The organism is Pseudomonas sp. LBUM1676, assembly GCF_059695605.1.
The window spans coordinates 513,037-538,072 of record NZ_CP166777.1 but is presented as its reverse complement, the minus strand read 5'-3'; the positions used below and the strand labels follow the sequence as shown (position 1 = coordinate 538,072).

General features: G+C 60.7%; 22 protein-coding genes. 7 read left to right on the top strand and 15 right to left on the bottom strand.

The annotated features are described in order from the left end of the window. Positions 1–202: 202 nt before the first annotated feature. From hflC to ACA041_RS02400, 9 genes are all read right to left on the bottom strand, one after another. Positions 203–1,072 (bottom strand): protease modulator HflC, encoded by an 870-nt coding sequence (hflC, locus tag ACA041_RS02440; protein ID WP_497439730.1) that lies wholly within the window; start codon positions 1,070–1,072, stop codon positions 203–205. Further along, positions 1,072–2,244, bottom strand: coding sequence for an FtsH protease activity modulator HflK (gene hflK, locus ACA041_RS02435; protein WP_497439729.1), 1,173 nt, complete (start codon positions 2,242–2,244; stop codon positions 1,072–1,074). Before hflK ends, hflC begins: the two co-directional genes overlap by 1 nt. Before the next feature lie 96 nt (positions 2,245–2,340). Beyond that, positions 2,341–3,642 carry a ribosome rescue GTPase HflX gene (gene hflX, locus ACA041_RS02430; RefSeq protein WP_497439728.1) on the bottom strand — a complete coding sequence of 434 codons (1,302 nt, stop codon included), beginning with the start codon at positions 3,640–3,642 and terminating at the stop codon, positions 2,341–2,343. A gap of 12 nt (positions 3,643–3,654) precedes the next feature. Continuing rightward, the gene (hfq, locus tag ACA041_RS02425; RefSeq protein WP_497439727.1) at positions 3,655–3,921 is read right to left on the bottom strand and encodes an RNA chaperone Hfq; all 267 of its coding nucleotides are present in this window, start codon (positions 3,919–3,921) and stop codon (positions 3,655–3,657) included. Positions 3,922–4,016: 95 nt separating this feature from the next. After that, entirely contained in the window at positions 4,017–4,988 is a 972-nt protein-coding gene (gene miaA / locus ACA041_RS02420; protein ID WP_497439726.1) for a tRNA (adenosine(37)-N6)-dimethylallyltransferase MiaA, read from the bottom strand. Then, entirely contained in the window at positions 4,988–6,898 is a 1,911-nt protein-coding gene (mutL, locus tag ACA041_RS02415) for a DNA mismatch repair endonuclease MutL (RefSeq protein ID WP_497439725.1), read from the bottom strand. The genes miaA and mutL overlap by 1 nt, the downstream gene beginning before the upstream one ends. After that, positions 6,895–8,322: an N-acetylmuramoyl-L-alanine amidase gene (locus ACA041_RS02410; RefSeq protein ID WP_497439724.1), complete on the bottom strand. Its 1,428-nt coding sequence runs from the start codon at positions 8,320–8,322 to the stop codon at positions 6,895–6,897. The genes mutL and ACA041_RS02410 overlap by 4 nt, the downstream gene beginning before the upstream one ends. Then, positions 8,323–8,793 carry a tRNA (adenosine(37)-N6)-threonylcarbamoyltransferase complex ATPase subunit type 1 TsaE gene (gene tsaE, locus ACA041_RS02405; protein WP_497439723.1) on the bottom strand — a complete coding sequence of 157 codons (471 nt, stop codon included), beginning with the start codon at positions 8,791–8,793 and terminating at the stop codon, positions 8,323–8,325. Continuing rightward, positions 8,781–10,280, bottom strand: a complete 1,500-nt coding sequence (locus tag ACA041_RS02400; RefSeq protein ID WP_497439722.1) for an NAD(P)H-hydrate dehydratase — start codon at positions 10,278–10,280, stop codon at positions 8,781–8,783. The genes tsaE and ACA041_RS02400 overlap by 13 nt, the downstream gene beginning before the upstream one ends. A gap of 63 nt (positions 10,281–10,343) precedes the next feature. Between ACA041_RS02400 and queG the strand changes: the two genes are divergently transcribed. Beyond that, the gene (gene queG, locus ACA041_RS02395) at positions 10,344–11,408 is read left to right on the top strand and encodes a tRNA epoxyqueuosine(34) reductase QueG (RefSeq protein ID WP_497439721.1); all 1,065 of its coding nucleotides are present in this window, start codon (positions 10,344–10,346) and stop codon (positions 11,406–11,408) included. Positions 11,409–11,513: 105 nt separating this feature from the next. Here the strand turns inward: queG and ACA041_RS02390 are convergent, their stop codons facing one another. Together ACA041_RS02390 and orn are read right to left on the bottom strand one after the other, a co-directional pair. Next, the gene (locus ACA041_RS02390; protein ID WP_497439720.1) at positions 11,514–12,125 is read right to left on the bottom strand and encodes a trimeric intracellular cation channel family protein; all 612 of its coding nucleotides are present in this window, start codon (positions 12,123–12,125) and stop codon (positions 11,514–11,516) included. Between the two features lie 234 nt (positions 12,126–12,359). Next, on the bottom strand, positions 12,360–12,902 hold the full coding sequence (gene orn, locus ACA041_RS02385; protein ID WP_150743909.1) for an oligoribonuclease: 543 nt from the start codon (positions 12,900–12,902) through the stop codon (positions 12,360–12,362). Between the two features lie 107 nt (positions 12,903–13,009). On the opposite strand from orn, the gene rsgA reads away from it, so the two are divergent. Further along, positions 13,010–14,041 carry a small ribosomal subunit biogenesis GTPase RsgA gene (gene rsgA, locus ACA041_RS02380; protein WP_497439719.1) on the top strand — a complete coding sequence of 344 codons (1,032 nt, stop codon included), beginning with the start codon at positions 13,010–13,012 and terminating at the stop codon, positions 14,039–14,041. A gap of 88 nt (positions 14,042–14,129) precedes the next feature. Here the strand turns inward: rsgA and motB are convergent, their stop codons facing one another. Both motB and motA read right to left on the bottom strand, forming a co-directional pair. Beyond that, entirely contained in the window at positions 14,130–15,152 is a 1,023-nt protein-coding gene (gene motB, locus ACA041_RS02375) for a flagellar motor protein MotB (protein ID WP_497439718.1), read from the bottom strand. Between the two features lie 3 nt (positions 15,153–15,155). Then, positions 15,156–16,007, bottom strand: a complete 852-nt coding sequence (gene motA / locus ACA041_RS02370) for a flagellar motor stator protein MotA (protein ID WP_497439717.1) — start codon at positions 16,005–16,007, stop codon at positions 15,156–15,158. Positions 16,008–16,173: 166 nt separating this feature from the next. Here motA and ACA041_RS02365 point away from each other — a divergent pair, with 166 nt between their 5' ends. The 3 genes from ACA041_RS02365 to asd are packed head-to-tail and all read left to right on the top strand — an operon-like array spanning position 16,174 to position 19,456. After that, on the top strand, positions 16,174–17,718 hold the full coding sequence (locus ACA041_RS02365) for an HDOD domain-containing protein (protein ID WP_497439716.1): 1,545 nt from the start codon (positions 16,174–16,176) through the stop codon (positions 17,716–17,718). Between the two features lie 43 nt (positions 17,719–17,761). Continuing rightward, complete coding sequence (gene rhdA, locus ACA041_RS02360; protein WP_497439715.1) at positions 17,762–18,577, top strand: thiosulfate sulfurtransferase; 816 nt, start codon at positions 17,762–17,764, stop codon at positions 18,575–18,577. Between the two features lie 18 nt (positions 18,578–18,595). Continuing rightward, positions 18,596–19,456: an archaetidylserine decarboxylase gene (gene asd / locus ACA041_RS02355; RefSeq protein ID WP_497439714.1), complete on the top strand. Its 861-nt coding sequence runs from the start codon at positions 18,596–18,598 to the stop codon at positions 19,454–19,456. A 55-nt stretch (positions 19,457–19,511) separates the two neighbouring features. On the opposite strand, the gene ACA041_RS02350 is transcribed toward asd, so the two are convergent. Next, the gene (locus tag ACA041_RS02350) at positions 19,512–19,913 is read right to left on the bottom strand and encodes a lectin OAA family protein (protein ID WP_497439713.1); all 402 of its coding nucleotides are present in this window, start codon (positions 19,911–19,913) and stop codon (positions 19,512–19,514) included. 225 nt (positions 19,914–20,138) lie between these two features. Between ACA041_RS02350 and ACA041_RS02345 the strand changes: the two genes are divergently transcribed. Then, a complete protein-coding gene (locus tag ACA041_RS02345) occupies positions 20,139–21,926 on the top strand; it encodes a cyclic-di-GMP receptor FimW-related protein (protein ID WP_497439712.1) in 1,788 nt (595 codons plus the stop codon). A 130-nt stretch (positions 21,927–22,056) separates the two neighbouring features. On the opposite strand, the gene serB is transcribed toward ACA041_RS02345, so the two are convergent. Further along, complete coding sequence (gene serB, locus ACA041_RS02340; protein WP_497439711.1) at positions 22,057–23,271, bottom strand: phosphoserine phosphatase SerB; 1,215 nt, start codon at positions 23,269–23,271, stop codon at positions 22,057–22,059. A gap of 134 nt (positions 23,272–23,405) precedes the next feature. Here serB and ACA041_RS02335 point away from each other — a divergent pair, with 134 nt between their 5' ends. After that, a complete protein-coding gene (locus ACA041_RS02335) occupies positions 23,406–24,935 on the top strand; it encodes an AhpA/YtjB family protein (protein WP_497439710.1) in 1,530 nt (509 codons plus the stop codon). The last annotated feature ends 101 nt before the right edge of the window (positions 24,936–25,036 follow it).

Sequence of the window (25,036 nt, the reverse complement as noted above, 5' to 3'; positions counted from 1 at the left end):
CGTGGCGAAAAGCCTGACATCGGCTTCGCCAATCACTTTCCTCGAAAAACCTGTCGAGCCTGCAAAAAAACAACAATCAAACATGCAGACGCAAAAAAGCCGGGAATTTCCCGGCTGCCGCATCATACACACGTTTTCCCAAAGGATCACCCCGCCCGAGGCTTTAGCCGCCAGGCGGGGGATGATTCAGGTCAACGTGGTATCAAGGCTTGGCTTTTTCCAGGTAACGGAAGAAGTCGCTGCTTGGGTCCAGGACCATGACGTCGGATTTGTTCGCGAAGCTTTCACGGTAGGCACGCAGGCTACGGTAGAAACCATAGAACTCCTGATCCTGGCCGTAGGCCTTGGAGTAGATCGCAGCTGCCTGGGCATCACCGTCACCGCGAACCTCTTCGGATTCACGATAGGCTTCAGCCAGCAGCACGCGGCGTTGACGATCGGCATCGGCACGAATGCCTTCTGCCAGCTCGTTACCCTTGGCGCGGTGCTCGCGAGCTTCACGCTCACGCTCGGAACTCATGCGCTCGAACACGCTGCGGTTCACTTCTTTCGGCAGATCGATGGCCTTGACCCGAACATCGACCACTTCGATGCCCAGCTCTTTTTCCGCCATCTTGTTCAGTGAAGCCGTGATATCGGTCATCAGCGCATCGCGCTCACCGGAAACCACTTCGTGCAGCGTGCGCTTACCGAACTGGTCACGCAGGCCCGATTCCAGACGACGGGAAAGACGCTCGTCGGCAATCTGCTTGAGGCCGGAAGTCGCGGTGTAGAAGCGCTCGGCATCTTTCACGCGCCACTTGGCGTAGGCGTCGACCATGACGGCTTTCTTTTCCAGCGTCAGGAAGCGCTGTGTCGGTGCATCCAGCGTCATCAGGCGTGCGTCGAATTTGCGCACCTGGTTAACGTAAGGCACTTTCACATGCAAGCCAGGCTGCACATCGGTCTGGACCACACGACCAAATTGCAGGAGCACCGCACGCTCGGTCTGAGCCACGATGTAGAAGCAGTTCCAGGCAGCGATCGCCACGACGACGACCACTATTAGGGTGATCAGCGATTTATTGCTCATCAGCGACTCTCCCTGGTACGTGCTTGCTGTTGCTGCAGATCGGCTGCCGCACGTGCATTCGCTTCATTGCTGGTGGCTGCCGCGCCAGTCACTGGAGCACTGGTGTTACGACCACTTTCGACCATCTTGTCCAGCGGCAAGTACAGCAGATTGCTCTGGCCATTCTTGTTGCCGGTCACGAGCACCTTGCTGGTATTGCTGAAGACTTCCTGCATGGTGTCCAGATACAGACGCTCGCGGGTAACTTCGGGTGCCTTGCGGTACTCGGCGACCAGTTTGGTGAAGCGGTCGGCCTCACCCTTGGCGCGCGAGACGGTTTCGTCACGGTAACCATTGGCGTCTTCGATGATGCGCTGGGCCTGACCACGGGCTTCCGGCACGACGCCGTTGGCATAGGTTTCAGCCTGGTTGCGCGAACGCTGCTCGTCTTCACGGGCGCGGATCACGTCATCGAAGGCTTCCTGCACTTCACGCGGTGCCGCTGCGCTCTGTACGTTGACCTGAGTGACGGTGATACCGGTGCGATAGGTATCCATGAAGCGTTGCAGACGCTCCTTGATTTCGCTGGCCATCAATTCACGACCTTCGGTCAGCACCTGATCCATCGCGGTGGAACCCACCACATGGCGCAAGGCACTTTCTGTCGCGTGCTGCAGGCTGATTTCCGGCTGGTCGACGCTCAGTACGAAGTCCTGCAGATTGCTGATCTTGTACTGCACGGTCAGCGGCACTTCGACGATATTCTCGTCTTCAGTCAGCATTTGACCCTGCTTGGTATAGGCACGCTCACGCGTGACGTTTTCCAGGTACTTGCGATCAAGCGGCGGGAAATAGATGTTCAGGCCCGGGCCGACGGTTTCATAGTACTTGCCGAAGCGCAGCACCACGGCTTGCTCCTGCTCGTCGACTACGTAGACCGCGCTGTACAGCCAAACGGCCGCCAGCACGACAAGGCCGATGCCAAGAATGCCGCCGAAGCCGCCACTCCTGCCCGAACCACCGCCGTCATCACCGCGTTTCTTACCACCACCGAACAACCCGTTCAGGCTTTCCTGCAGCTTTCGGAAGGCCTCGTCGAGATCCGGTGGTCCCTTGCGGTCGCCGTTATTGCGGCGCTTGCCACCCCAAGGATCCTGATTATTCGAGTTGCCACCCGGCTCATTCCAAGCCATAGCGCTCTCCATCTGATAAAGCAAAGACGCACCCACGGCGCGCCGACCAATGCTACAGAATGCCTGCGACTGCGGCACAACCGCTTTCTCAGGCTTTTATTGCAAAGTGTGTTGCTCGATGAACTCTGTCGGCACAACGCCTTCACGGCTGACCAGCCGATTGAGCTCCGAGCGCGGCAATCGAACGGCCAGCAAGCTGACACCTTCTTCGTCGTGTTCTTCTTTCTGCACCGCTCCGAGTTCGAAAAACTGCGCACGCAGTCGAGCGAATCGTTGCGGCAAGCGCAAGGTACCGATAAACAACTCACTGCCCAGCAACTCGGCAATGGCTTGTTCAAGCAATTCCAGACCACTGCCATCACGCGCCGACAGCCAGACCCGCAGGGGCTTGCCGTTTTCGTCGCGCTGGATTTGCGGATCAACGCCTTCAAGCAAATCGAGTTTGTTATAGACCTCGAGGATCGGCAAGTCCTGGGCACCAATCTCGCCCAGCACCACCATCACCTGCTCGATCTGCAACATGCGATCCGGTTCGGCCGCATCGATCACGTGCAACAGCAGGTCGGAGTTGCTCGACTCTTCGAGGGTAGACCGAAATGCCTCGACCAGCTTGTGGGGCAAGTGACGAATGAAACCCACGGTGTCGGCCAGGACAATCGGCCCCAGATCGTCCAGTTCCAGACGGCGCAAGGTCGGGTCCAGCGTGGCAAACAACTGGTCTGCCGCATACACGTCGGATTTCGTCACATTATTGAAGAGCGTGGATTTACCGGCGTTGGTATACCCCACCAGGGACACGGTAGGGATATCCGCACGCGTACGGCCACGTCGCGACTGTTCGCGCTGGCTGCGCACTTTTTCCAGCCGGCCTTTGATCTGTCGCAGGCGAACCCGCAGCAAACGGCGGTCGGTTTCCAGTTGGGTTTCACCCGGGCCACGCATGCCGATACCGCCACCTTGACGCTCAAGGTGAGTCCAGCCACGAACCAGCCGGGTGCTCATGTGGTCAAGCTGGGCCAGTTCGACCTGGAGCTTGCCTTCATGGGTACGGGCGCGCTGGGCAAAAATATCGAGAATCAGACCGGTGCGGTCGATCACGCGACACTCGAAAACACGTTCGAGGTTACGTTCCTGACTGGGCGTGAGGATGTGATTGAAGATCACCAGGTCTGCCTTTTCGGCATGGACCAGGTCGCGCAGTTCCTCGACCTTGCCGCTGCCGATCAGGAATTTGGCGGTTGGCCGATGACGCGGCACGTTAAAAAACGCAACGGTCTCGGCGCCGGCCGAATTAGCCAATTCCTGAAACTCCTGCGGATCTTCGCGCGCCTCAGGGTCCTGTCCATCCAAGTGAACGAGGATTACTCGCTCACCACCACCGTGGCGCTCAAAGAACAAAGGAGACTCCTATTAGGCGTTACCAGGCGCAGGACCAGCTTCATCCTGGTCGGATTCGGTTGCGCTAGGCAGACGAATTGGACGTACCGGCACCACTGTAGAGATAGCGTGTTTGTAGACCATCTGGCTGACGGTGTTTTTCAGCAGGATAACGAACTGGTCGAAAGACTCGATCGTGCCTTGCAGTTTGATCCCGTTGACCAGGTAGATGGAGACCCCCACTTTCTCTTTACGTAAAGTATTCAAGTAAGGGTCTTGTAGCGAATGCCCTTTTGACATGTGCCGCACTCCTTTAAGGATTCAATATAAAAAAATAGGTAAACAAATGGCTTGTGGCCGTCACACCCCCAAGGATAGACGGCAATTGCAAGGACTCAGCTCAATATGGAGATGGTCCCCAGGTATTTCAAGGCGCGCGGCAGATTGTCGCAATCCAGGCTGTCCAACCAGTGTAAATCAGCCCAGCTGCGCAGCCAGGTGAACTGGCGCTTTGCCAACTGGCGCGTGGCAATGATTCCACGCTCCTGCATCTCGGCTTGCGTCAGCTTGCCATCCAGGTAGTCCCAGACTTGTCGGTAGCCTACTGCACGTATAGACGGCAACCCGGCATGCAGGTCACTTCGCTTACGCAGGGCTACGACCTCGTCAATGAACCCCTGTTCCAACATTAACGTGAATCTTTGTTTAATTCGCTCGTGCAATACCTGACGATTTGCCGGAGCAATGGCCAAGTTCGCGACAGTATAGGGCAATTGTTGCAGTCCAGAAGCGGCTGCTTCAGTACTTTGCGCAGATTGTCTGTGGCGCAGCGCAGTCATGCTCTGACCACTTACCCGATAAACTTCCAGCGCTCGACTGAGTCGCTGAGGATCGTTCGGATGAATACGTGCCGCAGATTCCGGGTCAATCACCGCCAATTGATCGTGCAGGGCTTGCCAGCCAAGGCGTGCAGCTTCTTCTTCGATCTGCGCGCGGACGTCGGGATCGGCTGCCGGCATGTCTGCCAGACCTTCAAGCAAAGCCTTGTAATAGAGCATTGTGCCACCCACCAGCAGCGGAATTTTTCCGCGCGCGGTGATGTCGGCCATGGCTTCGAGGGCGTCACGCCGGAAATCTGCAGCCGAATAGCTGTCTGCCGGGTCGAGAATATCGATCAGGCGGTGCGGAAATTCGGCCAGGAGCTCTTTCGAAGGCTTGGCGGTGCCGATGTCCATGCCCCGGTAGACCAGCGCCGAATCGACACTGATCAGCTCGCAGGGCAGGACTTTGGTGAGTTCGATCGCCAGGTCGGTCTTGCCGGCGGCGGTCGGCCCCATCAGGAAAATCGCAGGAGGGAGCTGGTTCATCAACGACCGCGCAAGAACAGTTTGTCCAGATCGTCCAGGCCCAGTTGGGTCCAGGTCGGTCGGCCATGGTTACATTGACCACTGCGTTCGGTGTTTTCCATGTCCCGCAGCAGGCCGTTCATTTCCGGCAGGGCCAGACGCCGATTCGCACGAATCGCACCGTGGCAGGCCATGGTGCCGAGCAGTTCGTTCAGGTGCGCCTGAATGCGGTCGCTGGTGCCGTATTCCATAAGGTCCGCCAACACGTCACTGACCAGTCGGTTGGCTTCTGCCTGTTTGAGCAGGGCCGGAATCTGCCGGATGGCCAGGGTTTCCGGGCCCAGGCGCTGCAATTCGAAGCCCAGCCGCTGGAACCAGGCTACGTTTTCTTCGGCGCAATCGGCTTCACGCTGGCTTACCGCCAATGACTCCGGCACCAGCAACGGCTGACCGCTCAGGCCTTCGCTGGCCATGGCGACTTTAAGACGTTCGTACATGATCCGCTCGTGCGCGGCATGCATATCCACCAGCACCAGGCCCTGGGCGTTTTCCGAAAGGATGTAGATGCCTTTGAGCTGCGCCAGTGCATAACCCAGCGGCGGAATATCGTCCTGCCCGGCTGGAAGCGCGACGGCGTTGGCTTCCGGCAGCGGTGCAAAAAACTCACGGTACGCTGCCTGGGCTTCAGCCGCAGGCACGCCCGACTGAGGTCGCGGCGTGTACTGGTATTGATAACCGGCACCAGCGCCCGTCCCGGCCGGCGTGCTGAACGACGGTTGTGCCTGAGGCTGCTCGAGCAGCGCATTGGCTGCCAGACGCATTTCACCCTGAGGGCCGAATTCACCAGCGTCGATGCCGGTCGGGCGAATGATCGCCGTTGCCACAGGTGCGGCCAGATGATCTTCCGGACGCACATCGCCCAAGGCTCGGTGCAAGGTGCCGTAGAGAAAATCGTGAACCATGCGCCCGTCACGGAAGCGTACTTCGTGTTTGGTCGGGTGCACGTTGACGTCGACGCCCGCCGGATCGACTTCGAAAAACAGCACGAAAGTCGGGTGACGGCCGTTGAACAACACATCGCGATACGCCTGGCGTACGGCATGAGCCACCAGCTTGTCGCGCACCGCACGGCCATTTACAAAGAAATACTGCAAGTCCGCCTGGCTGCGATTGAAGGTCGGCAAGCCAACCCAGCCCCAAAGATGCAGGCCATTGCGCTCGATTTCGATCGGCAGCGCCTGCTCCAGGAACCCCGGGCCGCAGATTGCCGCGACGCGCCGGGCACGGGCCGCATCATCGTGGGCCTCGTGCAGGCTGAGAATGGTCTTGCCATTGTGACGCAGATGGAACGCCACATCGAAACGTGCCAATGCCAGGCGCTTGATCACCTCTTGCAGGTGATCGAATTCGGTTTTTTCGGTCTTGAGGAATTTGCGGCGTGCCGGGGTGTTGAAGAACAGGTCGCGAACTTCCACCGAGGTACCGACCGGATGAGCGGCCGGCTGTACCCGCGGCGCCATGTCCCGCCCTTCGGTCTCAACCTGCCAGGCCTGATCCGCATCTTTGGTACGGGACGTCAGGGTCAGCCGCGCCACGGAACTGATCGATGCCAGGGCCTCACCACGAAACCCGAGGCTCATGACCTGCTCAAGGTCTTCCAGGTTGCGGATCTTGCTGGTGGCGTGACGGGCCAGGGCCAGCGGCAGGTCATCGGCGGAAATGCCGCTGCCATCGTCGCGCACCCGCAGCAGCTTGACGCCGCCCAGCTCGACATCGACGTCAATGCGTCTGGCTCCGGAGTCGAGGCTGTTTTCCAACAGCTCCTTGATCACCGAAGCCGGACGCTCGACCACTTCACCGGCGGCGATCTGGTTCGCCAGTCGCGGGCTGAGCAGCTCGATGCGAGCGCCGTTGATGACCACTTGATTCATTCTTTGGCCGCCAGCTCGGTGCCGGGAATGGTCAGATGCTGACCGGCTTTCAAGTCGTCGCTTTTCAGATTGTTAGCGCTGCGCAGCGTGGCCGCAGATACCTGATATCGCACGGCAATCATCGCCAGCGTCTCGCCAGGGTTCACCCGATGGTCTCGCGGACCTTGTGCGATCCCGCCGGAATCACGCAGCCAGGCGATGTAAGTGCCTGGTGGTGGGTTTTGCTGGAAGAACTGGCGCACGCCGCTGCTGATCGAACGGGCCAGCGCTTGCTGGTGGCTGGCGGCCGCCAGTTTCGAGGCTTCGTTGGCATTGGAGATGAACCCGGTTTCCACCAGGATCGACGGAATGTCCGGCGACTTCAGCACCATGAACCCGGCCTGCTCCACCCGTTGCTTGTGCAGCGGGGTGACCCGGCCGATATTGCTCAGGACCTTCTGGCCGACGTTCAGGCTGGACGTCAGGGAAGCGGTCATCGACAGATCGAGCAATACGCCTGCGAGCATGCGGTCCTTGTCGTCGAGGCTGACGTTGCCGGCACCGCCGATCAAGTCGGAACGGTTTTCACTGTCAGCCAACCAGCGGGCCGTCTCGGACGTGGCGCCGCGGTCGGACAGGGCGAATACCGACGCACCGAAGGCCGCGGTCGAAGGTGCGGCATCGGCGTGGATCGAGACGAACAGGTCGGCGCCCTTCTTGCGGGCGATTTCCGTACGCCCGCGCAGCGGAATGAAGTAGTCGCCGGTACGGGTCAGTTCGGCACGGAAACCTTTCATGCCGTTGACCTGGCGCTGCAGTTCGCGCGCGATGGCCAGCACCACGTCTTTTTCGCGCTGACCGCGAGAACCCGAAGCGCCCGGGTCTTCGCCGCCGTGGCCGGCATCGATGACCACGATGATGTCGCGCTTGCCGGCCGGCGCTGGCGGCAATTTGACTGGCGGCTCGACCGGAGTGACCGGCACCGGGGCCACTGTCGCGACGTTGGTCGGCGGCGGGATCGGCGCGGCGTCGGCGGGGTTGTCGAACAGGTCGACCACCAGTCGATTACCGTACTGGGCGTTCGGCGCCAGGGTGAAACTTTTCGGCGTGACGGCTTTTTTCAGGTCGATGACCACCCGCAGATCGGTCGGCGTGCGTTGGGCCGAGCGCATGGCGGTGATCGGGCTGTTCGCGCTATTGACGCTCAATGGCGCCCCGAGGCTCGCGCCATTGATGTCGATCACCAGTCGATCCGGTGCAGTCAGGGTAAACACGCTGTGCTGGACAGGCCCCGTCAGGTCGAACACCAATCGAGTGTTGTCCGGCGCCCGCCACAGGCGAACGCTGTTGACTTTCGTCTCGGCCACAGCATCGACGGTCACCGCCAAAAACAACAATCCTACGGCAGCTACCATCGCGCGAAAGCGCATACCTGACCCCATCATTTAATTGGATTCCAATGCCAAAGCGGCACACCACGACTCGCCACGCGAGCCCTGGGACAAAATTTTCAGCGAACGTCCGCTGTCTTGCGGGCTAATGGTAATGGTCAGGTCGGGCTTTGGCAAAAAGCCTGCGCCCTTGCGGGGCCATTCGATCAGGCACAACGCATCGTCTTCGAAGTAGTCGCGAATGCCGAGGTACTCCAACTCTTCCGGATCGACCAGCCGATACAGGTCAAAATGGAAGGCCCGGACATCGCCGATCTCGTACGGCTCGACCAGGGTAAAGGTCGGACTTTTTACCGCACCCACATGCCCCAGCCCCCGGATGATGCCTCGGGACAGCGTGGTTTTCCCCGCACCGAGATCGCCTTCAAGAAAGATCAGGCCATGGCCCTGAGTAGTCTTGGCGATACGCGCGCCAAAGTCGGTCATGGCCTGTTCATCGGCCAGGTACAGGGTTACTTCAGACACGGTGCTTGCTCCTCCAACAACTGACGAATGGCTGGTATCAGATCACTGGCCGCCAGCCCACGGCCCGATTTACCCTCTTGCGCGCCGGCATTGGCGTGCAGCCACACAGCCAGGCAGGCGGCATCGAACGCCTCCATGCCCTGGGCCCGCAGCGCGCCGACCAGACCGGCCAACACGTCGCCCAATCCTGCAGTGGCCATCGCCGGATGGCCCTGATGACAAACCGCCAGGCGCCCATCGGGGCTGGCGATCAGGCTGCCTGCGCCTTTGAGAATCACTACAGCTGCATATTTTTCGCTCAAGGCATGAGCGGCAGCAGGACGATCGGCCTGAACGTCGGCGGTGCTCAGCCCGAGCAAACGCGCCGCTTCGCCGGGATGCGGCGTGATCACACAGTCCTTGGGCAAGCTCACGTGCTCTTCAGCCAGGAGATTCAAGGCATCGGCGTCCCAGACTTGCGGCAGCGGTGCATTGGCGGCCACTGATAACAGGCTTCGCCCCCATGCAGCCTGCCCCAGTCCTGGACCCACCACCAGCACGGAAACCTTCTGCAGCAGCCCCATCAGCTGATTGGCCGACGAAGTGCCCAACACCATGGCTTCGGGAATCCTGGCCAGCGCGGCGGGAACGTGTTCACTGCGCGTCGCGATGGAAACCATGCCCGCACCGCTGCGCAACGCGGTTTGCGCACTCAGCAGGATCGCGCCGCCAACACCTCGATCACCGCCGATCAACAGCACGTGACCGAACGTGCCTTTATGGGAAGTGGCAGCGCGGCCGGCCAGACGCGGCACGTTGCCGGCCGTCAGGCGACGCGCACTGATATCGACGCCATTAAATGACTCGGGGGAGGCCTGCAGATCATTGAAGACCAACTCGCCGACCACGTCCGCCGCTTCGCCAGTGAACAGACCCAATTTCAAGCCGATGAAGCTCACGGTCAGATCAGCCCGGACGGCCACGCCAAGCCTGCGTCCCGTATCAGCGCAAAGACCCGAAGGGATATCCACGGCCGCAACTGGCAATCCGCTGGCATTGATCACGGCAATGACGCTGGCATAGGGTTCTCGCACTTCTCCCGTCAGGCCAGTGCCGAGCAAGGCGTCCACCACCACACCGCGCAATTCGGACTGCGCGCTCCAGGCTTGAACGGCAACGCCTTCGGCGATGGCCTCCGCGTGGGCCAAGCCTGCATCGCCCTGCAATCGCTGAGGATCACCCGCTGCCAGGACTCGCACGTGCCAGCCGGCACGCCTGGCCAGAACCGCTATCAAATAGCCGTCACCGGCGTTGTTGCCATGACCCGCCACCACACTCAGTTCGTTTGCAGCCGGCCAATGACGGACCAGCGCACGCCAGGTTGCACGCGCCGCCCGCTGCATCAGTTCGAAGCCCGGGGTGCCGGCCGCAATCAGGCCCGCATCGAGCCCTCGTACTTGCGCTGCGCTGTACAGCGCGTCGGGTAAATCATCTTTAGTCTGCGGCATGCGTCTTCGAGCTCCGATGTCTGGCAGAATTATACGCACCTCAGCTCCGGTTTCTCTCGCCTCATGCCTGCTATTACTACAGACCTCCCCGCCCTCGCCCAATCCATCAAGGATTGGGGCCGCGAGCTGGGCTTCCAGCAAGTCGGCATCAGCGGCCTGGACCTGGCCGAGCATGAACAGCACCTCGAGCGCTGGCTCGAAGCCGGCTACCACGGCGAAATGGAGTACATGGGCGCCCACGGCAGCAAACGCTCGCACCCGGAGGAACTGGTGCCGGGCACGTTAAGGGTGGTTTCCCTGCGCATGGACTACCTCCCGGGCGACACTGAAATGGCCAAACGCCTGGCCCAACCGGAAAAGGCCTACGTCTCGCGCTATGCCTTAGGCCGCGATTACCACAAATTGATCCGTAAACGCGTGCAACAACTGGCAGAAAAGATTCAAGCGGTTATCGGTCCGTTTGGTTACCGCGCGTTCGTCGACAGTGCCCCAGTGCTGGAAAAGGCCATTGCCGAAAAAGCCGGTCTGGGCTGGATCGGCAAAAACACCCTGGTGTTGAACCGCAAGGCCGGCAGCTACTTCTTCCTCAGCGAACTGTTTGTCGACCTGCCGCTGCCCGTGGACCCGCCCCACGCCACCGAACACTGCGGCCGCTGCACTGCGTGCCTGGACATTTGTCCGACCAACGCTTTCGTCGGCCCTTATGTGCTCGATGCCCGGCGCTGCATCTCCTACCTGACCATCGAACTGAAAAGCGCAATCCCGGAGGGTTTACGACCACTGATCGGTAATCGGGTATTCGGTTGCGATGACTGCCAGATCGTTTGTCCGTGGAACCGCTTTGCCCGTCCGTCCGGGGAAAGCGACTTCAAGCCGCGGCATAACCTGGACAACGCCGAACTGGCGGAATTGTTCATGTGGGACGAAGACAAATTCCTGAGCAGCACCGAAGGTTCGCCGCTACGCCGTGCCGGCTACGAGCGCTGGCTGCGCAATCTCGCGGTGGGCCTGGGCAACGCGCCGTCGAGCATTCCGGTGCTGGAAGCCTTGAAGGCGCGACGGGAATACCCTTCGGAACTGGTGCGCGAACACGTGGAATGGGCCCTCAAACAACACGGCCTCCTGTAGGAGCAAGCTTGCTCGCGATGGTCGTCAACGATAACGCTGAAAGCCTGACACCCCGCGGCGTTCTCAGGCTCATCGCGAGCAAGCTCGCTCCTACAGGGCCCGCGTTCAGGCTTCGTCGTTGTAGACGAACTTTGGCATTTCCCAGTGGAACCGGATCGCCAGCAAACGCAGCAGGAAGCCGCCGAACAGCGTGATCAGAATCGCCTGTTCGCCGGGGAGTTCCAGATAGATGCAGAGCATGTAGCACCAGGCTGCAGCAAACGAGACGCTGGCGTAGAGTTCACGGCGGAAGATCAGCGGGATGTCGTTACAGAAGATGTCCCGCAGGATGCCGCCAAACACTCCGGTGATCACTCCACTGACCGAAGCCACCAACATTCCATGGCCCATTTCCAGCGCGGTCATGCAGCCGATCAGGGTAAAGGCCACCAGCCCTACGGCGTCGAGTACCAGAAACAACGAGCGCAGGTGACGCATCCAGCGTGCGGCAAAGATGGTGAACATCGCTGCGATCGAGGTCAACACCAGGTACTCCGGATGCTTGACCCAGGTCAGCGGGTAGTGGCCGAGCAACACGTCACGCACCGATCCGCCACCCAGGGCAGTGACGCACGCGATCAGCACCACGCCAAACCAATCCATGCCGCGACGGCCGGCAGACAAGGCACCGGTCATGGCTTCGGCGGTAATGGCGATCAGGTAGAGCATCAGCAACATGGTGGCGGTCCTTGCAGGAAGGCGCGCAGTCTACTCACTTCACTGAAGCACCAAAAGAGGGCGCCGAAGCATTCACGTAGACCTGTGGCGAGGGGCTTGCCCCCGTTGGGTCGTGTAGCGGCCCCAAAACCAGACACCGTGTTTTGTCAGGCATACCGCGGCCGGCCGGTTTGCGACTGCTGCGCAGCCGAGCGGGAGCAAGCTCCCTCGCCACAAAAGCCCGCTCATGCCCAATCAGAACTTGATGAAGTTCTTGCGATAATGCTGCAGCTCGGCAATGGACTCACGGATATCGTCCAGAGCCAGATGCGTGCTGCCTTTCTGAAAGCTGTCGCGCACGTCCGGCGCCCAGCGTGCAGCCAACTCTTTCAGAGTCGACACGTCGAGGTTGCGGTAGTGGAAGAAGCTTTCCAGGGATTTCATGTGGGTATAAAGGAAGCGACGGTCCTGGCAGATGCTGTTGCCGCAGATCGGCGACTTGCCTTTCGGCACCCATTTCTCCAGGAAGGCGATGGTCTCGGCTTCGGCTTCGGCCATGCTGATGCGGCTGTCGCGAACCCGCTGGGTCAGGCCCGAGCCGCCGTGTTGACGGGTGTTCCACTCATCCATGCCGGCGAGGATTTCATCGCTGTGATGGATGGCGATCACCGGACCTTCGGCCAAGGTATTCAAATCACTGTCAGTGACAATGGTCGCCATCTCGATGATGACGTCGGTATCAGGGTTCAGACCGGTCATTTCCAGGTCGATCCAGATCAGATTCTGTGGGTTTTGCATGTGTCGGCTCCTAGGCAATGCTGCGCAGTTTAGCCTAGGCGACCGGCCGGGCGTGCTAAACTCGCGGCCGTTTTACCTAATCGCTGCATTCTTGATACGGAACACCCATGGCCAAACGCCAACTCAATCGTCGTCAAAACTGGCGCATCGAAAAGATTCAGGGCGAACGCGCAGCCCGCGCCGCCAAACGCGAGTCCTCGGCTGTCGAGGCACTTGAAGGTGGCGACCTGGGTCCGGAACAGACCGGCCTGGTGATCGCGCACTTTGGTGTGCAGGTCGAAGTCGAAGCGCTCGATGGCGAATTGGCCGGCCAGGTGTTCCGCTGCCACTTGCGCGCCAACCTCCCGGCGCTGGTGACCGGTGATCAGGTGGTCTGGCGTGCCGGCAACCAGGGTATCGGGGTGATCGTGGCGCAACTGCCGCGCAAAACCGAACTCTGCCGCCCGGACAGCCGTGGCCAGCTCAAACCCGTCGCAGCCAACGTCGACATGATCGTCATTGTCTTCGCTCCGCTGCCAGAGCCCCACGCCAACCTGATCGATCGCTACCTGGTCGCCGCTGAGCATGCCGGCATTCGTCCCTTGCTGCTGCTCAACAAATTCGACCTGATCGACGAGCAGAACGCCCCGGCGCTGAATGCCTTGCTGTCGGTATACCGCACGCTGGGCTATCCGGTGCTGGAAGTGTCGGCGCACCACGGCAACGGCATGGAGCAACTGCAGGAGCAACTGGACGGGCGCATCAGCGTGTTCGTCGGCCAGTCCGGTGTCGGCAAGTCGTCGCTGGTCAACAGCCTGTTGCCGGAAGTCGAAACCCGCGTCGGCCCGCTGTCCGAGCTTTCCGGCCAGGGCACCCACACCACAACCACCGCGCGCTTGTTCCACTTCCCTGGTGGCGGCGAGTTGATCGACTCCCCGGGTATCCGCGAATTCGGCCTGGGTCACGTCAGCCGGGCCGACGTCGAAGCCGGCTTCATCGAGTTCAACGACTTGATCGGCACCTGCCGCTTCCGTGACTGCAAGCACGACCGCGAACCGGGTTGCGCCCTGCTCAAGGCGCTGGAAGAAGGCCGCGTGCAGCAGCAGCGGATGAACAGCTATCGCTCGATCATCGCCAGCTTGTCGGATAGCAGCTATTAAGTAGCCTCAATCATTTTCGTGATGCCACGAAAATGATCAGCAAAGCCCATAAAAAAAGCCGCGATCATCTCGCGGCTTTTTTTGTGAGTCACGGTTTGGGCGGCTCACCCGGCTTCGGCGCCGCATCGTCAAACAGATTCAAACGCTCGCGCAGCTCATGCGCCGGCACCGGTTGCTTATCCGCCGGCAAAGCATCCGGATCGGCCGGTATGGCTGGCGCTTCGCCTGGAGCCCCCTGCCCCGGCATGGGCGCCGGATCGGCACTTTGTGCGCCTTCGATGGCGGCCTGGGCCTTCTTTGTCAGCACAACGATGTCGATACGGCGATTGACCGGGTTGAACGGGTTATCCCGATCAAACAGTACCGAGGAGGCATAGCCGACGACTCTCGCCACTTGCGACTCCGGGTAACTACCGGCCACCAACGCACGGCGGGCAGCGTTCGCGCGGTTGGCCGAGAGCTCCCAGTTGCCGAAATCGCCGGCGCCGGTATAGGGCTTGGCATCGGTGTGGCCGCTGATGCTGATCTTGTTCGGCACCGCCTTGATGGTGTCGGCCATGGCCAGCAAAATGTCTTCGAAATACGGTTGCAGACGAGCACTGCCGGAGTCAAACATTGGCCGGTTTTCCGCGTCCCTGATCTGGATACGCAAACCGTTGGGGGTGATCTCGAACAGGATCTGGTCCTTGAATTTCTGCAACTGAGGATTTTCATTAACCTTGTTCTGCAACTCTTGCAGCAGCAGCTCCAGTCGCTCCCGCTCGACCTGCTCGGCCACGCCTTCGGCCTGCTCGGTATTAACGGTTATCTTGTCCGGCTGAGGCTGGGATTTCTCCTCGGGATTGAGCGTTTGCTCCGGTGCCAGGGCCGGTGAGCCACCCAGGTCGATGATGTAGGGCGTGCCGCTTTCGGTAAAACCGATCGGGTCCTTGAAGTAACCGGCGATGGCGATCTTCTGCTCAGGCGTCGCATTGGACAGCAACCACAGCACCAGGAAGAACGCCATCATCGCCGTCGCGAAGTCGGCGAAGGCGATTTTCCAGGCGCCCCCGTGATGCCCGCCGGCGATGCGCTTGACGCGCTTGATGATTATCGGCTGGTTATTTTCCATGACTCAACGACCGCGAACCGCTTGTTCCAGCTCAGCGAAGCTGGGACGGTGCACCGGGTACAGCACCTTGCGGCCGAACTCTACCGCCAGCGATGGCGGCATGCCGGAAGCGGAGGCGACCAGCGAGGCCTTGATGGCTTCGTAGACGTTCAGTTCTTCCTTGGCATCGTGGGCCAGGGAGTGGGCCAGCGGGCCGAAGAAACCGTAGGCGGCAAGAATACCGAAGAAGGTACCGACCAGCGCCGCACCGACGTGCAGGCCGATGGATTGCTGATCGCCATCACCCAGGGACGCCATGGTCACCACGATACCCAATACCGCCGCGACGATACCGAAGCCGGGCATGGCGTCGGCGATGCCGTTCACTGCATGGGAGGGGTGATCCAGATCTTCCTTGAGGCTGTACAACTCCATATCGAACAGGCCTTCCAGCTCATGGGGTGCCATGTTGCCGGAAGACATGATGCGCAGGTAATCACAGATGTACGCCGTCATGCGTTCATCTTTCAGGACCGCCGGGTACTTGGCGAAGATCGGGCTCGCAGCGGCATCTTCGATGTCGCCTTCGATGGCCATCATGCCTTCGCGGCGGCTCTTGTTGAGGATCTCGTAGATCAGGCCCAGCACCTCCAGGTAGAAGGTGTGGGTGAAGCGCGAGCTGAACATGCTCAAGGACTTCTTGAACACGTGCATCGTCATGTAAGCGGGGTTGGCCTGCAGGAAGGCACCGAGGGCCGCCCCCCCGATAATCATCACCTCAAAGGGCTGGATCAAGGCGGCAATTTTGCCGTGGGAGAGCACGTATCCGCCGAGCACGCTCGCGAATACGACGATGATGCCGATTATTTTAGCCATAGGTTGGGGAGCACTTACTGAGTCGGGTTCAAGGTCATATTCGGAAGTTGAAAAATCTCTTCTTCTCCTTATCGGCAAAACTGCGCCAGACTATAGCCCGTTCAGGCGAAAAGCCAATTTGGCCCGCTCCGGGCATAGGTAATGCAGACGATGATCGCGTCCATTCATGGCTAACGAAACGAACGTTCCAACGCCAGAACCGAGCACACTCGACAGCTGGGTCAAGCTGCTCGATGACGTGCGCCTGCCCGTTGCGCAAGCCAGTCATGATCGGGTCTGCAAGGCCATCCGCGACCGCCGCAGTTCGTTGCGCGATATCGCCGAGTTGATGCAGGACAGCCCCGCCCTGGCCTTGAGCGTGATTCGCGAAGCCAACCGGCATGCCCTTGGCAGCATGGCCACACCCGCTGAAAACCTTGAAGTAGCGATCAATCGCCTCGGGCTCAAGCGCACTGAAGAACTGCTGGACCGCTTGCCCGCCGAGCCGCTGTCAAAGATCCCGGTCGCCCTGCGCCAGCTGCAGATGATCAGCCAGCACGCGACCCTACAGGCCAACGGTTTTTTCGCCAGTCGCCTGGCGCGACTGTGGCAGGACATCCATTGGGGCAGCTTGCTGTTTCTCGCTCCGTTGTGGCCGATGGCGTTGACCCATCCGCACTTGCTTGAAGAGTGGGAGCGGCGAGTTATCCACAAAGGCGAATCGGCACGTAAAGTCGAAAAGCAGTTGTTCGGCGTATCCCTGCTGGAAATCTGTCAGGCCCTGGTGAACCTCTGGCACCTGCCGATCTGGGTGCAGCAGGGTTATCGGCTATTGCTCAACGAACAACGGGAACTGGTCAAGGTCCTGCGCATCGCTCGCGACAGTGAGCATCCGTTGCGCCAGCAGAATCGCCTCGATGACGATCCGACCCTGCGCCGCTGGCTCAATCAACCGGCCAACACAGTGTTGCTGGCCAACGGCCTGGCACTGTCGGCGCAACAGGCCTGGGACAGTCCGCACGCTGAGCGCTGGCACTACCTGACCAGCCTTTACCTGCACCTGCCGATGGACGAAGTGCAGCAGCAGTTGCACCAACAGGCGGCCAACAGCGCCCGTCATCACGCCATGCCAGGCCTGTGGCACCCCGCCGTTGCACTGATCTGGCCACCTGGCATGAAGCGAGCTCACGCGAGTGTGCCGCCGCCCCCTACTCCGGCGCCGACCGCCGAAGACCTGGTGACCTGGCGCAGGCAATGCGCCGAATTGCTCATGGAGCCGAGTCGCTTCAACAATGCCATGCACTTGACCACCGCCGCCCGAGACGCGCTGGCCACGTGCGGCATGCGACGGGTGATGATTCTGATGGCCGACCGCACTCACTCCACTCTGCGGGTGCACCAGGCCTTCGGCCTGCCAAAGGAGGCCGCCGGCCTGAATTTTCCGGTCAGCCAAAGCACCGTGCTGCAACGCCTGCTCTCGCAACAGGCGCAGGTGCGCTTGAGCCCGGCCAACAATGCGCAATTCTCGGCCCTCCTGCCCGCCAGCCTGCGCTCACAGTTCGGCGGCGAACACCTGCTACTGCGCTCACTGGTCAACAACGGCCGGGTGATCATGATTGTGGTGGCGGATCAGGGCGGCGGGCCGTTCTCGGAAATCAGCGTGCAAGCCTTCGGCAAAACCGCGCAATGCATCGAAAAAGCCCTGCACAGCTTTAGCCACCGCGGCCAATGAAGGCTGCGCTACAATCCACCCCTTTGTGCTCTGGAGACCTCACATGTCTGACTTCTCTGGCTTGACCCTGGTGATCGAGCCGAGCGACCTGCTCGCCCGTCTCGAGTCCCGCGAACTGATCCTGGTGGACCTGACCAGCAGCGCCCGCTATACCGAAGGGCATATTCCCGGCGCACGCTTTGTCGACCCCAAGCGCACGCAACTAGGCCAGGCGCCGGCGCCAGGCTTGCTGCCGACTCACGCGGCGCTTGAAGCATTGTTCGGCGAACTGGGACACAACCCCAATGCGGTCTACGTGGTCTATGACGACGAAGGCGGCGGCTGGGCCGGGCGCTTTATCTGGCTGCTGGATGTCATCGGCCATGGCAACTACCACTATCTCGACGGCGGCCTGCAGGCCTGGCTGGCGGAAGGCATGCCCATGTCGATCCAGGTCCCGGCCGCGGTCGGCGGTCCGGTCCCACTGACCTTGCGCGACGAACCCATCGCGACCCGCGAGTACCTGCAAAGCCGTCTCGGTGCCGCTGACCTGGCGATCTGGGACGCCCGCGGCCCGCTGGAGTACTCCGGCGAGAAAGTATTGGCGGCCAAGGCAGGGCACATCCCCGGCGCGGTCAATTTCGAATGGACCGCGGGCATGGATCCGGCACGCAACCTGCGCATTCGCACGGACATGCCGCAGATCCTGGAGCAACTCGGGATCAGCAAAGACAAAGAAGTGATTACCCATTGCCAGACTCACCATCGCTCTGGCTTCACCTACCTGGTGGCCAAATCCCTCGGTTATCCGCGGGTCAAAGGCTACGCCGGCTCATGGGGCGAATGGGGCAACCATCCCGATACTCCCGTAGAGAATTAAGGTTTTTAAGGACAGTTAATGAATAAGCGTTTGTTTATCCTCAGCCAATACCTGCTGCCCCACCACTTGCTCTCGCGACTGGCCGGCTGCATTGCCGAATGCCGTGTGCGCTGGTTCAAAAACGCCTTTACGGCGTGGTTCGCCAAACGCTATCAAGTGGACATGTCCCAGGCACTGGTCGAAGACCTCACCGCCTACGAGCACTTCAATGCGTTCTTTACGCGCGCCTTGAAAGAGGGTGCCCGCCCGCTGGACCAGACGCCGGGCGCCATCCTCAGCCCCGCCGACGGTGCCGTCAGCCAACTCGGCCCGATCGAACACGGCCGTGTGTTCCAGGCCAAGGGCCACAGCTTCAGCGTGCTGGAGTTGCTCGGTGGTGACGCGGCCAATGCCGCCCCCTTCATGGGCGGCGATTTCGCCACCATTTACCTGTCGCCGAAAGATTATCACCGCGTGCACATGCCATTGGCCGGCACGCTGCGCGAGATGGTCTACATTCCGGGGCGGATTTTCTCCGTCAACCAGACCACCGCTGAAAACGTGCCGGAACTGTTCGCCCGCAACGAGCGCGTGGCGTGCATTTTCGACACTGAGCGCGGGCCGATGGCCGTAGTGCTGGTGGGCGCCATGATCGTGGCATCGATCGAAACTGTCTGGGCCGGCCTGGTCACGCCACCGAAGCGCGAGCTGAAAACCTTCCGCTACGACGAAGCTGCCCGTGCGCCGATCCATCTGGAAAAAGGTGCGGAGCTGGGTCGCTTCAAGCTGGGTTCGACGGCCGTCGTACTATTCGGGCCGGACCAGGTGAAGTGGGCAGAAGAACTGGCGGCCGGCTCACCGGTGCAGATGGGCCAGGGCATGGGCCTGCCAAAAGCCTGATGCTGATCCGAGCCCCGCGAACGTCTTCGCGGGGCCGGACATGTCGGCGGCGCCGCTACTCTATCTGACCACGAAAGCCGATCGGCCCTTCATTGGCGTAGGTATTGGTGCCACTGAGGTTTTTCCCTCCATCATTGGAGGTCACGCTCAACGCGACAACGTTCTGATTATCGCGGCCTCCGATGACCCATTTGCCACCCGGATGCCAGGGGGCATCGTTACCGCCCCACTGATTTTCAACGTTGTACTGGTTCTGGCCCGTGCGTTGAGCCTTGAAGCCAATGGGACCTTCGCCGGCGTAAGTCATGGTGCCGGTGAAGCTCTTGCCGCCATCGCCCGACTTGATGTCGATCGCGACAACCTTCTGGTTGTCCCGCGCGCCCAGTACCCAGTCTCCACCTGGATGCCAGGGTGCCGAACTACCGCCCCATTGATTTGCCACTACGTATTTAGACATGAACCTCATCTCCTTGAAGTTACGAAGAGACCTGCCCTGCGTCTGCAGCAGGCCGTACGACCGTGCGTATCCAGTCGCACGACTGTCAGATTAGTAGTACACCCGCAGGTCACCAGACTGACAGACAAACGGTAATCCCCAACCGGCCAACATTCCCCTGTAGGCTATTGCTGCTACAGTCATGTCGTTCACTGCCCATTTTCCCGGTTGGAGTTTGTCCACGGCATGAATGAAACCAGTCCCCACCTGTTGCTGCGCGCGCCGATCCCCAAGCAGTTGCGCCTGACGATCTGTGAAGCCACCCCGCGCGACCTCAAGCGCTGGATTGCCAATCTGCCTAAAGCCAACATCGGCGAAACCGCTCGCCTGCTCTATCAAGGCTTGAGTGAACTCAATCAGCTCCTGACACCCAGCGATAACCGCCTGCAACTGCTCGAGCTGCTGAGGCCCGAGGTGTATTACGTGTGCAAACACCTGGAGCGGCATTTCCTGCACCAGTCGATTGTCCTTGACGAGCGTTCGCGCAAGATCGCCAATCTCTGCCAGGCGCTGCAAAACCACCTGGCAATCGGCTATAAACAGATTGTCGTGCGCATCTCGCCGCGCTTCAGCAAGGACCGTGCGCCGCTGCTGACCCAGGCATTGCAACGGGCGATTCATTGCCTGAATGGTCCGCTGATTCGCGCCACCCAGCTTTATTGCCCGGTACCGGAAGGGCTGTGGCTGGAGCTGCATCAGCTGTACCGGATCGCCTGCTTGCATCAGCTGCAGCACCTGAGCCTGCGTGACGAACTGGCCAGCCAGATGCAAACCCTGAGCATCGAGCAAACGTATACAGTCGCGTTGCTGCTGGGCGCCTCCCGCTGCAATCAACTGCGCCAGAACCAGATCGCCCGAGTCGCCGAGGTGCTGGAGCCTTGGAGTAAATGGCTCAAGCTGCAACCCGGCAAAGCCTGCGATGGACTGTTTGCCATCGCGTCGGACATCGACACCGGGCCTCGTTATCGCTCCAGGTTTCGCCCCGAGCAGCAAGAGAGCCTGCTAGTGATTGATCCGCAGCCTCTGGTCGCTGCCATCGAAGCGCAATTGCAGAGAACCGACAGCTCGTCTCCCCTGCCAGTACCTGCCGGGTTGAGCCTCGATACGCTGCAACACCTGCATGCGGCCTGGGGCCAGACCGCCGAGCGCGGCTTCCAGCGCACGGTCGGCCAAGGCACCTTGACCTTGTGCGTCGGCATGAGCGCGCTGCACTTCTATCTGGGCGGGCAACGCTCTTTCAGCGAACTGCTGAAACATTCGGGCTCGCGGCTGGCGCAGTTCTCGGCAATATCGCCTGCCGGTCGAGTCAAAGACCTGTGGAGCCCTGCCATTGATGCGGTGTCCCATGGCAATGCGGGCGATCTGCTGCCCTACGAAGAAATCGAATACCCGCAGCTGCAGAACGACGACAGCCACGAGCCCTCCGATCGCAGTCGACGCTTCCCGACTTATGCCTTGCCGGTGATCAACCACAGTCCGGGCGGTTATTGCCTGGCCTGGCCAAACGCAGTGCCGGCCGAGCTGCAGGCGGGCGAAATGGTTGGCATCGAGGACTCCACAGGTCAGGGTTGGAGCGTCGCGGTGGTGCGCTGGATCCGTCAGGTGCGTGGCGGTGGTACGCAAATGGGGATCGAGCAGGTCGCGCCTTGCGCAGAGCCTTGCGGGCTGCAATTGCTGCGTACCGGCGAGGATCATAGCCAGTACCTGCGCGGCCTGCTGTTGCCGGCCATCAGCGCGATAGACCTGCCACCGACGTTGCTCGCGCCGCGCCTGCCCTTCCAGGAAGGGCATACGGTGGTGATCAACACCCACGGCGAGGAACGTCGGGCCGGACTGGATCGACGGCTGGTGAGCACCAGCAGCTTCAATCAGTTTGCCTATCATTCGCTTGAGGCGGTCAAAAATGAAGACGCCGCGGTGAGCGGCGTCGTGGGTATCGAGGAGGAGTTTGATTCGTTGTGGAGGACGCTTTGAGGGCGAATCTGTAACACCGCGGTGTAGCCATTCGCGAGCAGGCTCGCTCCCACATTTGATCTATGTCTGTAACACGATCAATGTGGGAGCGAGCTTGCTTGCGAAGAGGCCCAATCAGTCAATACAAGACTCAGAGCTGCCCGTCACGATCCCGGAAACCCAGCAGATACAGCACACCATCCAGCCCAAGGGTGGAAATCGCCTGCTTCGCCGACTGCTTCACCAGCGGCTTGGCCCGGAACGCCACGCCCAGCCCGGCAATCGCCAGCATCGGCAAATCATTGGCGCCGTCACCGACCGCGATAGTCTGCTCCAGGCGCAAACCTTCCTTCTCGGCCAGCTCCTTCAGCAGATCCGCCTTGCGCTGCGCATCGACGATCGGCTCAACCGCCACCCCGGTGACCTTGCCATCGACCACTTCCAGTTCGTTGGCAAACACATAGTCGATCCCCAACTTGACCTGCAATTGCTTGGCGAAGTAGGTGAAACCGCCTGACAGAATGGCCGTCTTGTAGCCCAGGCGCTTGAGTTCGGCGAACAGGGTTTCGGCGCCTTCGGTCAGGCGCAGGGAGGCGCCGATCGAATCCAGCACGCTAACGTCCAGGCCTTGCAGCAAGGCCAGGCGTTCTTTGAAACTGGCGCGGAAATCCAGCTCGCCGGCCATCGCCCGCTCGGTGATGGCCGACACCTGGTCGCCCACGCCGGCAGCCTTGGCCAGTTCGTCGATGACTTCGGCTTCGATCAGCGTCGAGTCCATGTCGAACACCGCCAGGCGACGGTTGCGGCGGAACAGTGAATCTTCCTGGAAGGCGATGTCGACGTTCAGCTCCTGGGCGACGCTGAGGAATTCGGCCCGCAGTGCCTGCGGATCAGCCGCTTCGCCACGCACGGAGAACTCGATGCAACCCTTGCCTTTATCGGCCGGAGTATCCAAAGGCATGCGCCCGGACAGGCGATCGATGTGGTCGATGTTCAGGCCATATTTGGCGGTGATCGAGCTCACGGCCTGCAATTGCCCGGCGGTCACTTTGCGAGTCAGCAGGGTCACGATGTGGCGTTTTTTGCCCTGGTTGCCGACCCACTGCTGATAATCCTCTTCCGACACCGGCGTGAAACGCACCTGTTGATCAAGTTCATAGCCCTTGAACAGGATGTCCTTGAGCACCGACTTGCCTTGTTCGGTATCAGGAATTTCAACCAGGATGCCGAACGACAGGGTGTCGTGGATTACCGCCTGACCGATGTCGAGAATGTTCACACCACCCTGGGCCAGAACGCCGGTAATGGCCGCAGTCAGACCCGGACGGTCGACTCCCGTGATGTTTATCAGGACGATTTCGCGCAAGGCGCACCCCCGCAGGTGGAAAAAAACCGCATTCTACCCACATTCAGTGACCATCGGGCACCGTCAGCGCTTTGCCGGTCCAGGGCCTGTCGCTATACTGCGCGTCAACTTCACGGACAAAGAGCCGAGCTCAAGTGAACCGGCCCACGCCAGTAAAAACCGATAACTTCTTTCTGCTGATCTTCCGTGCACTGCGCCACCGCCGTGTACCGATTGCATTGCGCATTGCCAGCCATAACGTGATCCTGGTCGCTCTGGCCCTGGTGATTTATGCCTGCGTGATGGGTTTGCAGTTCAAGCAGGCCATGCATGAGCAGGCGGATGCCCTGGGCGAAAGCCTGACCACCCAGACCGCCACCTCGGCCACGGAGCTGTTGGTGTCCAACGACATCCTCAGCCTTAACGTGCTGCTCAACAACCTGACCAAAAACAAGCTGGTGGCCCACGCCGCCATCTACAGCGTGGATAACCGCATCCTCGCCGAAGCCGGTCAGCGCCCAAAGCACAGTCTGCTGGGCGAAGCCGAGGGCATGTACCAGAGCAAGATCACCTTTCAGGACGTGACCGCCGGGCAACTGCGCATCAGCCTGGACATGGATCAATTCCAGCAGCCGATGACCATCAGCCTGCAAAGCATGGGCATTCTCAGTGCCATCCTGCTGGCGTTGTCGTTGGCCTTGAGCCTGCGCCTGGGGCGCAACCTCTCTACACCGCTGATGCAATTGCGCGTGTGGTTGCGCAATATCGACGAATACACGCCGGGCACCGATCGTCAGGACGAGATCGGCGACCTGGCTCGCCAGCTGCACGCGGACTTCGCACCGGAACCGGTTGAACCTGAGCCGGAGCCGGAGCCTGAGCTCGACGATGCCGATTACGACGAAGAGGCCGATCCGGCCTTTGAAGTGCGCAACCTGCGCGACCCCAGCTTTGACGAAAGTCGACCGGTAGCCGCCTTGAAACCTGCACCGCGGCGCATTGTCAGCACCGTCGAGGATGACGATGACGACGAAGACCCGTTTGCCGACCTGCGCGATGTCTCTGCGCAGAGTGCGCCGAAAGCGCTGGTAAAACCAAAGCCATCGAACGGGCCGCAACACAGTGCCGTGCTCGCCGTGCAACTGGGCGCCCAGGATCAACTGCGCCGTCTGCCCCGGGCGCGCCTGGAAGAACTGCTCAAACGCTACCGCGATTGCCTCGATCAGGCCGCTTCGCTCTACCAGAGTGAACTGCATACCCTGAACGACGGCAGCACGCTAATGCTGTTCCACAGCGAAGACAGCGGCGACGATTACCTGACCAACGCCATCTGCTGCGGTGAGTTGCTGCGAGCCCTGGGCCATCAGCTGCAGATCGAAGTCGCCGACAGCGGCATCACCCTGCAATTGCAGCTGGGCCTGACGTTGGGCGACGAACTGTTCGGCCTGAGCCAGATTGATTTGCTGCTGACCGAAACGGCCCAGGATGCCCTGGCCCTGTCGCAACACAGCCGCAACCTGTTGCTGGTGGAGCGCAAGATCAGTGACGACGCGCTGATCCGTCAGCGTGCGCGGATCCGGCCGATCGCCAGCCCTGAGGGTGCTTGTTGCGTAGAGCGGCTGATGGAGCCTTATCCGTCGATGCTTGAACGGCAACTGGCACGGATGCATGAGCGCCGGGCGTAAACCCTGGCCCAGCTGTAAAGAAGCCCGCAGACAAGTGATTGTCTGCGGGCTTTTTGTTGCCTGTCCCGGCCTCTTCGCGAGCAGGCTCGCTCCCACAGTGG